Annotated in this window: 15 protein-coding genes; 5 read left to right on the plus strand and 10 right to left on the minus strand. The window is 30.0% G+C overall.

What is annotated here, in order from left to right:
• The first annotated feature begins 2 nt into the window (after positions 1-2).
• The 4 genes from QOR43_RS03355 to mutS all read left to right on the plus strand — a co-directional run bounded on the left by QOR43_RS03355 (position 3) and on the right by mutS (position 5,882).
• On the plus strand, positions 3-1,796 hold the full coding sequence (locus tag QOR43_RS03355; RefSeq protein ID WP_265134129.1) for a KUP/HAK/KT family potassium transporter: 1,794 nt from the start codon (positions 3-5) through the stop codon (positions 1,794-1,796).
• 60 nt (positions 1,797-1,856) lie between these two features.
• Entirely contained in the window at positions 1,857-2,969 is a 1,113-nt protein-coding gene (gene ychF / locus QOR43_RS03360) for a redox-regulated ATPase YchF (RefSeq protein WP_265134128.1), read from the plus strand.
• A 64-nt stretch (positions 2,970-3,033) separates the two neighbouring features.
• Positions 3,034-3,303, plus strand: coding sequence for a hypothetical protein (locus QOR43_RS03365; RefSeq protein WP_265134127.1), 270 nt, complete (start codon positions 3,034-3,036; stop codon positions 3,301-3,303).
• A 5-nt stretch (positions 3,304-3,308) separates the two neighbouring features.
• Positions 3,309-5,882 carry a DNA mismatch repair protein MutS gene (mutS, locus tag QOR43_RS03370; protein ID WP_425609130.1) on the plus strand — a complete coding sequence of 858 codons (2,574 nt, stop codon included), beginning with the start codon at positions 3,309-3,311 and terminating at the stop codon, positions 5,880-5,882.
• A 14-nt stretch (positions 5,883-5,896) separates the two neighbouring features.
• Here mutS and QOR43_RS08600 read toward each other — a convergent pair whose 3' ends face one another.
• Genes QOR43_RS08600 through QOR43_RS03415 form a run of 10 tightly spaced genes read right to left on the minus strand, consistent with a single transcriptional unit; the run spans position 5,897 to position 13,499 of the window.
• Positions 5,897-6,139 carry an N-ATPase subunit AtpR gene (locus QOR43_RS08600; protein WP_425609131.1) on the minus strand — a complete coding sequence of 81 codons (243 nt, stop codon included), beginning with the start codon at positions 6,137-6,139 and terminating at the stop codon, positions 5,897-5,899.
• A complete protein-coding gene (locus tag QOR43_RS03375) occupies positions 6,136-7,365 on the minus strand; it encodes a cation:proton antiporter domain-containing protein (protein WP_265134126.1) in 1,230 nt (409 codons plus the stop codon). Before QOR43_RS03375 ends, QOR43_RS08600 begins: the two co-directional genes overlap by 4 nt.
• An 11-nt stretch (positions 7,366-7,376) precedes the next feature.
• Entirely contained in the window at positions 7,377-7,643 is a 267-nt protein-coding gene (locus QOR43_RS03380; RefSeq protein WP_265134125.1) for an AtpZ/AtpI family protein, read from the minus strand.
• Position 7,644: 1 nt separating this feature from the next.
• The gene (locus tag QOR43_RS03385; RefSeq protein WP_265134124.1) at positions 7,645-8,037 is read right to left on the minus strand and encodes a F0F1 ATP synthase subunit delta/epsilon; all 393 of its coding nucleotides are present in this window, start codon (positions 8,035-8,037) and stop codon (positions 7,645-7,647) included.
• Positions 8,034-9,401, minus strand: coding sequence for a F0F1 ATP synthase subunit beta (gene atpD, locus QOR43_RS03390; protein WP_265134123.1), 1,368 nt, complete (start codon positions 9,399-9,401; stop codon positions 8,034-8,036). Before atpD ends, QOR43_RS03385 begins: the two co-directional genes overlap by 4 nt.
• Positions 9,398-10,228 (minus strand): F0F1 ATP synthase subunit gamma, encoded by an 831-nt coding sequence (locus tag QOR43_RS03395; RefSeq protein ID WP_265134122.1) that lies wholly within the window; start codon positions 10,226-10,228, stop codon positions 9,398-9,400. The genes atpD and QOR43_RS03395 overlap by 4 nt, the downstream gene beginning before the upstream one ends.
• Positions 10,225-11,709, minus strand: coding sequence for a F0F1 ATP synthase subunit alpha (locus QOR43_RS03400; protein ID WP_265134121.1), 1,485 nt, complete (start codon positions 11,707-11,709; stop codon positions 10,225-10,227). Before QOR43_RS03400 ends, QOR43_RS03395 begins: the two co-directional genes overlap by 4 nt.
• A complete protein-coding gene (locus tag QOR43_RS03405) occupies positions 11,706-12,458 on the minus strand; it encodes a F0F1 ATP synthase subunit delta (protein WP_265134120.1) in 753 nt (250 codons plus the stop codon). The genes QOR43_RS03400 and QOR43_RS03405 overlap by 4 nt, the downstream gene beginning before the upstream one ends.
• A gap of 7 nt (positions 12,459-12,465) precedes the next feature.
• Positions 12,466-12,732 (minus strand): ATP synthase F0 subunit C, encoded by a 267-nt coding sequence (atpE, locus tag QOR43_RS03410; RefSeq protein WP_265134119.1) that lies wholly within the window; start codon positions 12,730-12,732, stop codon positions 12,466-12,468.
• 14 nt (positions 12,733-12,746) lie between these two features.
• Positions 12,747-13,499, minus strand: a complete 753-nt coding sequence (locus tag QOR43_RS03415; RefSeq protein ID WP_283571422.1) for a F0F1 ATP synthase subunit A — start codon at positions 13,497-13,499, stop codon at positions 12,747-12,749.
• Positions 13,500-13,771: 272 nt separating this feature from the next.
• Between QOR43_RS03415 and pyk the strand changes: the two genes are divergently transcribed.
• On the plus strand, positions 13,772-15,199 hold the full coding sequence (gene pyk / locus QOR43_RS03420) for a pyruvate kinase (protein ID WP_265134117.1): 1,428 nt from the start codon (positions 13,772-13,774) through the stop codon (positions 15,197-15,199).
• The last annotated feature ends 180 nt before the right edge of the window (positions 15,200-15,379 follow it).

Consider the following 15,379-nt stretch of genomic DNA (forward strand, 5'->3'; position numbering starts at 1 on the left):
AAATGGATAAGGTAATAAAAGCTTTAGGAGCAGTTTTTGGAGATATAGGAACAAGCCCAATCTATACATTTACCGTTTTATCATTATTTGTTAAGCCTACGAAGGAAAACATATTTGGCATTGTTTCATTAATATGTTGGACTTTAGTTATTATAGTTACTATTCAATATGTTTTTCTTGCTATGAATTTAAGTAAAAGAGGGGAAGGCGGAATTATAGTTTTAAAAGAAATAGTAACTTCTTTGATTAAATCTTCAAGAATTTTAATATTTATAACTTTTTTATCATATGTAGGATTTTCTTTAATGCTTGGAGATAGCGTTATCACTCCGGCTATTTCTATTTTATCTGCAGTAGAAGGATTACCTTTAATCTCTATTTTTTCCGGATTAGAAAGAATAGATTTAGTAGCTATTGCTATAATAATAACAACGGCTTTATTCTTTTTCCAAAAGTATGGAATAGAAAAAGTAGGACAATATTTTGGATATATAATGATTTTATGGTTTTTTGTACTTTTTATATCAGGTTTACAAGGTTTATCTTTTTATCCGGAAATAATTGCATCAATAAATCCTGAATATGCTATAAACTTTATTTTAAATAATGGTTTTGCTTCTTTCCTTATTCTTTCTGATATTATATTGGCAGCAACCGGTGGGGAAGCTTTATACGCTGATATGGGACATCTTGGTAGAGAGCCGATAGTAAAAGCTTGGAATTTTGTTTTTATTGCATTGTTGTTCAATTATTTAGGACAAGGAGCTTTCTTTATTTCACATTCTAATTCTAAAAATATATATTTTGATTTAATGAATACAGATTTTGGTATTTTTTATTCAGCCATTTTGATATTAACTATATTAGCCACAATTATAGCATCCCAAGCAACAATAAGTGCTTCTTTTTCTTTAATTTATCAGGGAATTATTACTGGAATTTTGCCAATGCTAAGAATTGTTCATACCTCTACAGAGCTAAAACCACAAATCTATATACCATCAGTTAATTGGCTTTTATTTATAACTATTTTAGTTGTATTAATAATCTTTCAATCTTCAGAAAATTTAGCTGCTGCTTATGGTTTTGCAGTATCCGGAACAATGACAATAACAGGTATTCTTTTGACAGTTATATATTTTATGAAAAAATCTTATTTATATCTATTATTATCTATTTTTGTTTTTTGTGTAGATTTATCATTTTTTATTGCTAATTTTTCTAAAATAGAACATGGAGCATATATTACAATTATTATTGCTTGTTTTATTTTAGCTTTAATATTAATTTACAATTATGGAAAATATAGATTATCAAAGGCACTAAATTTAGTTGATATAAATGAATATATTAAAGAATTTAAAGAGTTATACCAAAAATCTTCAAAAGTAGAAGGTTCTGCCATCTTCTTTGTTAAAGATATTCATAAAATTCCTCCTTATATAATAAATACTACATTAAAACAAAATATTATTTATCAAAAAAATATATTTTTATCCATAGGAAGTTTGGAGCAACCTTTTGGAAAGATAATATATAATTACGGCGTTATTACAGATGGATTAGAAGCTATATCAATTAAAGTTGGATATATGGAAATATTAAAATTAGAAAAATTGTTAAGGGAAATTGGAATTAATGAAAAGGTTATATTTTTTGGAATAGAAGATATATTCTCAAATAATCCGTTGGGGAAAATATTTGCATTTATTAAAAGAAATACACCTTCCTTTGTACAATTTTATAATTTACCTATCCATAAAACCCATGGAGTTTTAACAAGAATAAAAATTTGAAATAACAAACCTCTGATATATAATATTTTCTCTTAAAAAAATTCATTTAGAAGGTAGGAGATGAAGTTAAATATTGGTATTGTAGGGCTTCCGAATGTAGGAAAATCAACTATTTTTAATGCTTTAACAGAAACGGCGAAAGCCGGTGTTGCAAACTATCCGTTTTGCACAATAGACCCAAATGTAGGAATTGTAAATGTTCCTGATGAAAGATTATACAAAATAGCAGAGCTTGAAAAAAGTAAAAATATAGTGCCTGCAACCATTGAGTTTGTAGATATTGCAGGATTGGTAAAAGGAGCAAGTAAAGGAGAAGGTCTTGGAAATCAATTTTTATCAAATATAAGACAAGTATCTGCCATAGCCCATGTAGTAAGATGTTTTGATGACCCTGATATTGTCCATGTTGAAGGTTCTGTTAATCCGGTAAGAGATGCAGAAATAATTGAAACAGAACTAATTCTTGCAGATTTACAATCCTTAGAAAAAAGATATGAAAAAACTGCAAAAGCAGCAAAAACCGGCAATAAAGAAGCAAAAGCAGAACTGGAAATATTAGAAAAAGCAAAAGCAATACTTGAAGATTTACAACCGCTAAGACTTCATCTTGATAAATTTGAGGAAGAACAGATAGATTGGCTTAAAAAAACATTATATCCACTTACAATAAAGCCGATAATGTATATTGCAAATATTCCGGAAGAAGATTTACCAAATGGAGAAAACAATATTTATCTTAAACAATTAAAAGAGAAAGCAGAAAAAGAAGGAGCACCCCTTGTAATTTTATGCGGTAAAGTGGAACAAGAATTAATAGAATTACCAAAAGAAGAAAGAAAAGAGTTTTTATTGGCTCTTGGTTTGGAAGAACCGGGATTAAATAAAATGATAAAAACAGGATATAAACTTCTTGGATTAATTACATACTTTACAGCAGGAGAAAAAGAAGCAAGAGCTTGGACAATAAAAGAAGGAACAAAAGCACCACAAGCAGCCGGAGAAATCCATTCTGATATAGAAAGAGGTTTTATAGCAGCAGAAGTTATTAATTATGAAGATTATATAAAAATAGGTTCAATGCAAAAAGCAAAGGAACTTGGTCAACTTAGAATAGAAGGAAAAGATTATATAGTAAAAGATGGAGATATAATCTATTTTAGATTTAATGTATAGCAGATAAATTTTTAAGGATTATATTTAATAGTTATAATTTTTAATAAAAGGAGCTTATAAAATAATGAATCCTACGCAGCTTACCGTTGTTTTAGAAGGTGTAGATGTTAGGGATAGCTCACAAGAGGAATTAGCAAGCGAAATATTTAAAAAAGAGTTATCAAAAAAAGATTATATGCCAACAGATAACTTTGTTTCTCTAAGAGATAAAAAGATGAGTAATATAAGGGCAAAAAGAATATCTACCCAAGAAGATGTAGAAATATATGCCTATACTACCGTAAAAGAGGAAGATGGTAAAATAAAAACAATAGTTTCTATGAAGATTGTTTAATAGGAGTGTCAAATTTGGATAACAATATTACTCCTATGATAGCCCAATATCACAGTATCAAAAAAGATTATCAAGATGCACTTTTACTTTTTAGACTTGGAGATTTTTATGAGCTTTTTTATGAAGATGCAATAATAGGGTCAAGGGAATTAAATATAGTATTAACCAAAAAGAAGGTATCAAAAGATAAAGATATTCCTATGTGTGGTATTCCATATCATTCTGCAGATAGCTATATATCAAGGCTTGTGATGAAAGGTTATAAAGTAGCTATCTGCGAACAGCTTGAACCGGCTACACCCGGTAAAGTAGTAAAAAGAGAAGTTATAAGAGTTTTAACACCGGGAACATATTTTGATAATGACAAAATAAAATCCGGTTTATCTGCTATCTTAGAAAAAGGAAATAAATATGCAGTATCTTATCTTGATTTATCAACAGGCGAGTTTTTGGCAGCAGTTTTAGAAAAAGATGAGATTTTATCTTTTATATCCAAATTTCAGCCAAAAGAGATATTAACATTAAAAAATAGTGATTTATCTCTTGTTGAAGAGTATTTTAAAAATATCTTTATAACTAAATTAGATGAAGAATTTTTTGATGAAAAAGCTTTAAAAGAGCTTTTGGAATTTTTTAATATAACCCATTTTTACTCTCTTGGATTTAGTAATGAGGAAATATCTGCATTGTATTCTGCCGCTGCAGTTTTGAAATATGCAAGAATTTCACAAAAATCATTTTTACCATTTATAAAACTACTTAAACCTTACAAAGAAGATATTTATATGAGATTAGATTATTCTGCCCAAAAACATCTTGAAATAATAAATGCAAATGATGGTAGTATCTCCCTTTATCAGGTTATAAATAGAGCTTTAACCGGAATGGGAAAAAGAAAATTAAAATTTTTACTTTTACATCCATTAAAAAATATAAAACAAATAAAAGAAAGACAAGAAGCAGTAGAAGAGTTAATAAATAACCACAAACTTAGAACCCAAATAAGAGAATATCTTGAAAATATATATGATATAGAAAGATTAATATCAAGAATATCTTCAAACACATTAACACCAAAAGATATGGTGGCTTTAAGGGAATCTTTAAAAATAGCTTTAAAGATGAAAGATTTATCAAAAGATATAAACTCATTTCTTTTAAAAGATTTATTTAATCAAATAGAAGATTTAGGCTATTTAGTAGAAAAACTTGATAAATATTTAGAAGATAATCCACCAATACATCTAAAAGAAGGTGGTTTAATAAAATATGGTGTAGATGAAAGAGTTGATGAATTAAAAGATTTAAAAGAAAAAGCAGTTGAATGGATAAGAAATTATCAGGAAAAATTAAGAAATGAAACAGGTATCCAAAGTTTAAAAATAGGTTTTAATAAGGTTATGGGATATTATATAGAAATAACAAAACCTAATTTAAAATTTGTGCCGGATTATTTTAAAAGAAGACAGACATTATCAAATGCTGAAAGATTTATAACAGATGAGCTTCAATCTTTTGAAGAAAAAGTTTTATCTGCCGATGAAAAGATAAAAGCCCTTGAATATGAGATATTTTCTTCATTAAGAGAAGAAGTATCTTCTTTGGCAAGACAGATAGCTAAAACAGCAGAAAGTATTTCTATGATAGATGCTTTAGTTTCCTTAGCCCAGATAGCCGTTGAAAAATTCTGGACAAAACCGGAAATATCAGAAGATTATAAGATAGATATTAAAGAAGGTTATCATCCGGTAATAAAAAATTTTTATGAAGATTTTGTTCCTAACTCTCTTTATATGGATAAAGATAGTTTCTTTCATATTATTACCGGACCGAATATGGCAGGAAAAAGCACATTTATAAGACAATCTGCAATTATTATTATCTTGGCACAGATTGGCTCTTTTGTTCCGGCAGAAAAAGCAGAAATAGGAATAGTAGATGCAATATTTACCAGAATAGGCTCAGGAGATGCCCTTGCAAAAGGTTTATCAACATTTATGGTAGAAATGCTTGAAATGGCTAATATACTAAATAATGCCACAGAAAAAAGTTTCATAGTGCTTGATGAAGTAGGAAGAGGAACAAGCACTTATGATGGCTTATCAATAGCAATGGCAATATCAGATTATATTGTCAATAATATAAAGGCAAAAACTTTATTTGCTACCCATTATCACGAACTTACACAGATGGAATATACCCATAAAGGTGTAAAAAATTTTCACATGGCTGTCAAAGAAGAAGATAATCACAAAATAACATTTTTATATAAAGTTATGGAAGGATTTAGTAGTAAAAGTTATGGAATTCATGTTGCAAAACTTGCCGGAATAAAAGATGAAATAATCAAAAAAGCTTATGAATATCTTTATAAATTTGAAACAAAAAAAGAAGATAATGATATTCTTAAAGAAGATTTAAATAATTTAAAACAAGAAATCATAAAATATGAAATGGAGCAGGATTTTTCAGAAATAATAAATGAGATATTAGATTTAGATTTAGCAACCACAACACCACTTCAAGCATTAATGATTTTAAACGATTTAAAAAACAGGTTGAAGATATATAAACGCTAATTTGGGAATTCGCATTAAACTAAATTTTTATATTGAATTAACACTCTAGAGATATAAAAACCTATTAAAAAAGCAATTATCCCAATTTTAAATAAATAAGCAACAAAAATAGAAATAACTGCAAAAACAAGAAACCTTTCAAAAAATTTTAGTTTATTTTTTCTTTTTAGAATAGCTTTTTTTACACTGTTATAAAGGTGAAGAAAATAAAATACCCCTGTAATAAACCCTAAGAAAAACAAAAATACAAAAGTCATACTTTTTTGGTGATTTCTTCTGCTTTTTTTAATGCAAATTCAGAAAATATAGGACCTAATATTTCATGTATAACTGTTGCACCTATTACAACATTAACTAATATGAGACCAAAATCTTTAAACTCCGGATTTTGATAAGCAAGAAGTGAAAGACCTACAACTATACCACCCTGAGGGAAAAGGGAAAAAGCAAGATATTTTTTTATTTTTTCTGGAGCATTGGATATATGACCTCCTAAATATACACCTATAAACTTGCCGGTAAATCTTGCCAGAATGTAAATAACAACCCCAAGAGCATATTCAAACAGAATTTTTATATCTAAGAATGCTGCTCCAACAACAAAAAATAATGTAAAAATAAAATCTTCTATATAATTTTCAAGAGGAGCTTTAAATCTTTCGTTTTCTTTATCAACATTAACAAGGGTTATTCCTGTAGTCATAGTAGAAAGAAGCTCATCTACCCCGATAGCATGGGCAATTGAAAATGTTATAAAAAGAATACCAATTGTAACTGTAACAACTTCTTTTCTTTCTTCTGCAAATTTTCCTAAAAAATGCATTAGATATCCCATTACAATTCCAAGTAAAACTGCCCCAAAAATCTGGAAACCTATCTGGTACCCAATATCAAGGATATTTATAGAACTTCCTTTTATTACGGTAAGTGCAATAGAAAAACCTATTACAAAATTTATAATACCTGTTGCATCGTCTAAAGCAGCAACACCTAAGACGGTAGTTGTTAATGTGCCTTTTGCTTTAAACTCATGGATAACTTCTAAAGTAGCTGTTGGGTCTGTAGGAGAGGCTAAAGAACCAAATAAAAATGCCATTGCTATAAGGGTAGATGTTGTATAATCTCCGGTAAACATAAGATAGAGAAACATAATTAAGGTGACAAATAAAAATGCTATTTCAGCTTCTCCTAAAGTTACAATTGTTATAACTTTCCCCAGTGATTTAACATTTTTCCAGGAAAGACTGGCTCCTATTAAGAATGTAATTATAGATAAACTTGCATGTGTGATAACATCAGCTCTTTGGAGAAATTCTTTATCTATTATCCCAAGCAATGAAGGACTCATTATTATTCCGGCTAAAATATAACCGCTAACTCTTGGAAATTTAAATAAATTGGCAATATTTCCAAAAAGATAACCGATGATAAGAATTAGACCTATTTCAAATAAAGCTCCACCTTCTTTTATTATGTTTTCCATTCTATAATCCCTTATTTAATTTCTTTTTTATAAAAAATCTGATAAATATTGTAAATTCCAATCATAATTCCAATTAATATCCCTGTTATAGTCCATGATACTGTCCCTTCCCCTTTATATTTTCCATCTATCCACCAACCTATATATGCACCGACAACAACAGGTAAAATAAAGATTATGCTTATACTTCCAATATAAGAAATCACAAAAAATATTCCTTTTTTCTCCCTTTTTTCAGCTTCTTCTATTTTTTTTCTAATTTCTTTGTAAAAATCCATATCAGCCTCTTTCTATCTCAATTATTTCTTTCATTATCATTCTTTCAAGTGTTTTTATATTTTCCCTTAGCTGTTTTTCAAAAATTGTTGTTTTTTGAACCTTTTTTTCAAGCTCTTCTTTTAACTGCTGCAAGTTTGTTCCTGTCAATATAGTTCTTGATATTACAGAAACATTGTTATTGCTAATTTTTAAAAGACCGTAATCGTAAGCTATATATATTTTATTGTCTGCCTCATCTATAAAATAACCTAATGAACGGCTTAAAGGTGTTATATAGTCTATATGTTTTGGGTATATTCCTAGACTTCCTGCTGTATCTTCTACAGATAGATATTTTGCTTTAAAAATCTGCTCTTTTTCAGGTGTTAAAAACCTTAAAGTAAAATAGTTCATGTTACACCTTTTGCTTCTTCTACAGTTCCTATCATATAAAATTTAGCTTCATCTATATTATCATACTTTCCTTCAATTATTTCCTGACAGCCTTTTATAGTTTCTTTAAGGGGAACATGCTTTCCTTTTTTGCCTGTAAATGCTTCTGTTGTGAAAAATGGCTGGGTTAAGAATCTTTCTAACTTTCTTGCCCTCTGGACTATAAGTCTATCTTCCTTTGAAAGTTCTTCAATTCCAAGCATATTTATAATATCTTCAAGGTCTTTATACCTTTGGAGATGGTAAATAACGGCATTTGCAACTTCATAATGTATATTTCCAACAATTTCAGGGTCTAATACTTTTGTCCTTGATTGAAGTGGGTCAATTGCCGGATAAAATCCTTTAGCTGCCCTTTTCCTTGAAAGAATAACTATACTATCAAGATGTGGAAATGTGCTTGAAGGTGCAGGGTCTGTGATGTCATCTGCCGGAACATAAATTGCCTGAACAGATGTTATGGAGCCGTTTTTTGTTGAGGTTATTCTTTCTTCAACCATTGCTATCTCTTCTTTTAATGTTGGCTGGTATCCTGCCCTTGCAGGTAGTTTCCCAAGAAGTGTTGAAACTTCCATACCAGCCTGTGCATATCTAAATATATTGTCAATAAGAAGTAAAACATCCATATTTTTTTCATCTCTAAAATACTCTGCAATTGATAATGCCGGAAATATAGCCCTTGCCCTTATACCGGGAGGCTCGTTCATCTGACCTAAAACCAAAGTTGTTTTATTTAAAACATCAAGCCTTTTTAGCTCATGCCATAGCTCATGGGCTTCCCTTATCCTTTCCCCAACTCCTGCAAATACTGATATCCCTTCATGGATTTTTATCATTCTAAAAATAAATTCTGTTAGCAATACCGTTTTTCCAACGCCTGCTCCACCAAAAAGCCCAACCTTTCCACCTTTAACAAATGGGACAAGCAAATCAACGATTTTTATACCTGTTTCAAGTATCTCCCTTTCTTCTTTTTCTTCTGTGAATTTTGGTGGTTTTCTATATATTGGATACTCAATATCCGAAATAATTTCTCCAATTCTATCAATAGGTTTACCAAAAACATTTAAACTCCTTCCTAAAACCGCTTCTCCTACCTTTACAGTTAAAACATTTCTTGTTCTTTTGACCTTCATATTTTTTGATATTCCTATAGTCTTTCCAAGAACAAGACAGGATACTATATTGTCTTCTTTTAAAAGCTGAACTTCCAGATAGATGTTTGCCTCTTCTACAATAAGAATCTCTCTTATAAAAGGTATGTCATTCTCCGGAAATATTACATCAACAACACTTTCCTTTATATTTATTATTTTTCCGCTCATTTTTCTCCTGCCAGAACTTTATATGCTGTTAGTATCTCCTGAATTTCATTTGTTATTTCTTCCTGTCTGTAGTAATTTTTTTCTATCTCAAGGCTATTGATATTTTTCTCGATAGATTTTGAAGCATTATTCATATTCATTAATCTTACACTGTTTTCAGATAAAAATGACTCAAGATAAGACCTGTATATATTTGAAAATATGTATTCAATAATCAGGTTTGAAAGTATTTCCTCTGGATTTATATCTGTTACAGGTGGAAACTTAAATATCTCTTCCCTTTCTATCTCAAAAGGAATAATTCTTCTATAAACAGGTTTGTATTTTCCAACACCTAAAAACTGATTGTAAACAACGTAAATTTCATTTATTTTTTTGCTTACATAGATCTGTGTTATATACTCAAGAAGCTCGGTGGCATAGGAATAAATAGCTTCATAATTTACAGGTGCTGCAAAGGATTTTAGTTTTCTGTCCCGAATTGTATCATCAAGTTTCTTACCTACTATAATTAATCCTTCGTATTCTTTGAATGTTTCATTTACAAATTTTGCTATTTTTTCATTGAAAAGACCACAAAGTCCCTGCTCTGAACCATAAACTATTATTCCTTTTTTTCCTTCTTCAAATCCTAAAGTAATATCAGGGAAATATGAAAGAAGCATTTTTAAAGAGCTTGTAATTTCCTCTTCATAATCTCTTAAACTCTGGATTTGTTTTTGGCTATTTTGAACGTTCAAAGAAACTATTGATTTCATAGAAAGAACTATTTTCCCAATATCCTCAAATCTTTTTATTTTTGGCTGAATCTCTTCTGTTGCTTTCATAATTTTCCCACAAATTCTTTTATTTTCTCTTTTATTTCTTTTGTTAAAACCTTTGAAGTTTTTATATCTGCTAAAATATAAGGATTTTTTTCTTTCACAGCTTTTAGAATAAAATCTGCTCTGTCATTTACCTGCTCTTGGGGAATATTATCAAAGTATCCTTCATTTAAAAGGAAGAATATAACTATCATCTCTTCAACCTGATAAGGTTTTTGTTTTGGCTGTTTTAAAAGCTCTCTTAATCTTTTACCCCTTTTTATTATCTGTGCTGTTTCTCCAAATACTTTAACCCCGAGTTTTGTAAATATCTCAACTTCAAGAAACTGTGTGTAGTACAACCTTAAAAATCTTGCAACCTCTTTTAATGCAGGTATCTGAGTTTTTCCTCCAATCCTTGAAACTGATATTCCAACATCAACTGCAGGTCTTTGATTTATATTAAAAAGGTTTGTATCCAGATAAATCTGACCATCTGTAATTGATATAACATTTGTTGGGATATAGGAGGAAATTCTGCCGGCCTGAGTTTCAACTATTGGAAGAGCAGTAATTGAACCGCCATCTTTTATTTTGCAAGCCCTTTCAAGAAGTCTTGAGTGAATATAAAATATATCACCGGGAAATGCTTCTCTTCCAGGTGGTCTTTTTAAAAGAAGTGATAAAGACTGGTAGGCAAAAGCATGTTTTGTTAAATCATCATAAATAATAAGAACGTCTTTGCCTTTATCTAGAAAATATTCTGCAATTGCCGTTGCTGAATAAGGAGCTAAAAATTGAAGTCCAAGGGGCTGGTCTGAAGATGCTGATACTATAACTGTATAATCAAGCCCACCGTATTTTTTTAATGTAGAGTAAACATCAAGTATATTTTGTTTTCTCTGTCCTATTGCTGTATATACACATATTACATTTTTATCTTTTTGATTTAAAATTGTATCAACAGCTATAGAGGTTTTCCCTACTCCTGGGTCTCCGAGGATAAGCTCCCTCTGTCCTTTTCCAATTGGAAACATAGTATCTATAACTTTTATACCTGTGTAAAGCTGTTCTTTAACAAAATCTCTATCAAATATTGCCGGTGCATCCCTTTCAACCGGATAATATGTGTGGGTTTTTATTTTTGGTTTTTCATCAAGGGGTTTTCCAAGGGGGTCTATTATTCTGCCTAAAAGTTCATCTGAAACACCTACAGACATTATATGCCCTGTTCTGTATACAGGAGTGTTTATATTTACAGTTTTATTTTCAAGGATTATAGCCCTTACATATTTATCTGAAATATCAATGACTATTCCGTTTACATCATTTTCAAACTTTAGAACCTCATAAAACATTGCATTTGGAAGTCCTCTAACAGAAGCTATGCCCTCTTCTATAGATTCAACAACCCCCTGTTCTTTTATTATTGGCTTTATCTCAAATTCTTTTACAGCCTCTTTTAAACCTTTTTTTAAGTTTTCTATCTCTTCTTGTATTTTCAAACTTCTATCCTCTTTCTAAGTAATGTCTCAAAGGCTAACAGCTGTCCTTTAAGTGAAACATCAATTAATTTTGAGGCAATATGCAGTTTAACCCCTGTAACAAGGTCTTTTTTCTCTGTTTGATTGATTTCTACTTCAACTCCTAAGGTTTCTTTAATGGCATTTTTTATATTTGAAATATCCTCATCCTCAAGAGGATATGCAGTTTCCACATAAACAACAGAGTGTTCTTTTAACTCCTGTGCAAGGTTGTCCCTCTCTTCAGGGTTTATATTTTTTATTCCTTCAACTGCAAGGTCTAAAAGTTTTTTATGTAAATGTTTATCTGTAAAGCTGTAAAGTATTTTTGATACCAGTTCAAGGGATGTTTTAATTGTTTCTTCTTTTATCTCTGTAAGGACTTCTTTTTTATGGGTTTCAAGGGATTCTAAAAACTTTTCTCTTTCTGCATCAAGCTCTTTCCTCATATTCTCATACATTTTTTCCCTTTCTTTTTCTATTTCTTGGGTAATTTCAGCAAGTTTTGATTTTTTAGTTTCCTCTATTTCTTTTAGAAGTTCCTCATACTCTTTTTGAAGTCTTTGATATCTGCTTTCTGCTTCTTCTGCTTTTCTTATACTTTCATCTATATAATCTTTTCTCTTTTTTAAAACTGAGATGATTGGGTTATAAAGTATTTTTTTTAAAATCCACATGAGTACAAAAAAGTTTATTATTTCAAAAAGATAGGTAAGAATATCTATTTTCATTTATCACCTATTTTGTAAAAAGATGTATAAATGGATTTGCAAATAAGATAATTAAAGCTATAACAAGAGAGTAAATCGCAACAGACTCAACAACTGCAGCACCTATGAAAAACAATCTTATTATTGTGTTAGCCTGTTCAGGCTGTCTTGCAACAGATTCTATTGCTTTTGTTAATGCTTCACCTTCTCCCTTTGAAGGCATCATTCCACCTATTGCTACTGTAAATCCTGCTGTAAAAATTGAAACTGCTACTACAATTGTAAGTGCGTCCATTTAAAACCCTCCTTTTATAGGTCATACCAGTTTTCTTTTAAATATAATAACTTTTTGTGTAACTCTTCAACCTTTAAACCTGCAACAATATATGCAAGTGTCAGTACGCCAAATAAGTAAGTCTGTATTAAATCACCAACTATGTTAAAAAGCATCATAGGAACTGGAACTAAAATTCCTGTAAGTAAAACAAGTATTGCTATTATTAAATCCCATCCAAGCATATTACCAAAGAGTCTGAAGGTAAGGGATATAATTCTTCCAATTTCTCCTATTATATTTAAAGGAAACAGGATAAAAATAGGCTCAAAAAATCTTTTTAAATATGAAAATCCATGAAATTTTATTCCGTAATAAAAAACAGAAAAAAATGTTATTGTTGAAAGTCCTACAACAGCTGAAAGATTTCCTGTAGGTGTATGAGAACCCGGAACCATACCCATAAGATTTGAAAAAGCAACAAATATCCACATTGTTGCTATAAGATTAAAAAATGGAGATACAGGCATATTAGAAAAGTCTCTGATTTGCCTTGCCATAGCAACAATAACAGTTTCTATAAGAACCTGCCTTATTGATGGATTTTTTATTTTTAGATTTCTTGTGAAGAAAAGAGATAAGATAATAACCACTGCCATTGCAATCCATGTAGTAACAACAACATCTGTAAGAACAAGATGAATTTTTAGATTTCCAATCTGAACATAACCAAAATCAACAAGCTCTTTTGTGAAAACTTTTTCCACGCCCATAATTCCCCAAAACATAGAAAACTATCCCCCCCACCCATCTTTGGTTTGGAATTACTGATGTAACCCCTATAATATGGAGTGATTAAGTTTCCAAGAGAACTTCTCCTGAAGATATTCCTTGCTTTATTATTACCAAAGTGTCTATATTTATATGCTTCTATTATTTTCTCATTCATAATATATAAATATAAAGCTTTTTAGAGTATTTGTAAAGATATATTTATTAACAACTACAATCTCTTAACTAATATGATAAAATTTGATAAAAATTAAGAGGTGGGACAAATATGAAAAAAACAAAAATAGTTGCAACACTTGGACCGGCAACAGCATCTGAAGATATGATAGAAAAGCTTATAAATGAAGGTGTTGATGTATTTAGATTTAATTTTTCTCATGGAGAACACAAAATCCATAAAGAGAATTTACAAAAAGTTAGAAATGTGAGTGAAAAATTAAATAAACATGTAGCTATTTTACAAGACCTATCCGGACCTAAGATTAGAATAGGAGAAGTTAAAGAGCCTTTTAATGTTTCTTACGGAGAGACCATAAAAATAGTTAAAGAAGAAGTTATAGGAACAAAGGAAAAGATTACCATAAACCATCCGGAGATTTTAGATAAATTAAAAAAAGGAGATATGCTATATATAGCCGATGGTCTTATTAGACTTGAAGTTATAGATGTAGATAATGAGGGTGTAACAGCAAAAGTATTGGTTGGAGGTGTTATATCTTCAAGAAAAGGAGTAAATTTTCCAAAAGTTAAACTTGATATATCATCATTAACAGAAAAAGACATAAAAGATATAGAGTTTGGCATCAAAGAAGGCATTGATATAATTGCACTTTCATTTGTAAAAACTCCTGAAGACATTTTAAAAGCAAAAGAAATAATCAAATCTTACGGTGGAGACCAACCTTTATTTGCAAAAATAGAAAAACATGAAGCAGTTGAGAACATTGAAGGGATAATAGATGTTTCTGACGGAATAATAGTTGCAAGGGGAGACCTCGGGGTTGAAATTGAGATGGAAAAGGTTCCTGTTATTCAGAAAATGATTATAAAAAAATGTAATGAAGCAGGAAAACCTGTAATAACAGCAACCCAGATGCTTACCTCTATGCTAAACTCTCCAAGACCTACAAGAGCAGAAGTATCAGATATAGCAAATGCTGTTTTAGATGGAACTGATGCTGTAATGCTTTCAGATGAAACAGCAGTAGGAAAATATCCTGTCGAAGCTGTTCAAGTTATGAAAAAAACAATAATAGAAACAGAAAACATTTACAATTTCCACAGAGAGTATGAATCTATAAAGGATAAAACCCAATCGATAGCATATTCAGCAACAAAACTTTCACAAAGACTGTCAGCAAAGGCAATAGTTGCATTTACAAAATCCGGAAGAACAGTAATAAATGTTTCCAAATTTAGACCTAAAGCTCCAATACTTGCAATAACTTACGATATTAAAACCTTTAGAAGGCTTAACATAGTCTGGGGTGTAAAACCTTATATGATAATTGATAAAGGTAAAAATTCTGAAGAGCTTTTGTGTCATTTTGTAAATAAAGCATACAAAGAAGATTTCAAGCCTGATGATGTTGTTATAACTCTTGTTGGATTTGTTGGAGGAGTTACAGGCTCAACAAGTATAATAAGAGTTTTAGATAGAGAAGATATTAATTATATGTTAAAAGAGGAATGTTAAGGGACATAAAGCCCCTTCTTTTATATATTTAAAAGTTCATAAGCTTCAAGTATCTCAAGAGCAGATTCGTGAAGTGAAGTTTTTTCCAATGAATCCTGCTAATCTTGCAACGGCAATTTCTTTCTCTGTCATTAATATTATTAACATTATTTTATATTGGTTTTGGTATAATTTAATGTA

The organism is Venenivibrio stagnispumantis, from assembly GCF_900182795.1.
GTDB classification, from domain to species: Bacteria; Aquificota; Aquificia; order Aquificales; family Hydrogenothermaceae; genus Venenivibrio; species Venenivibrio stagnispumantis.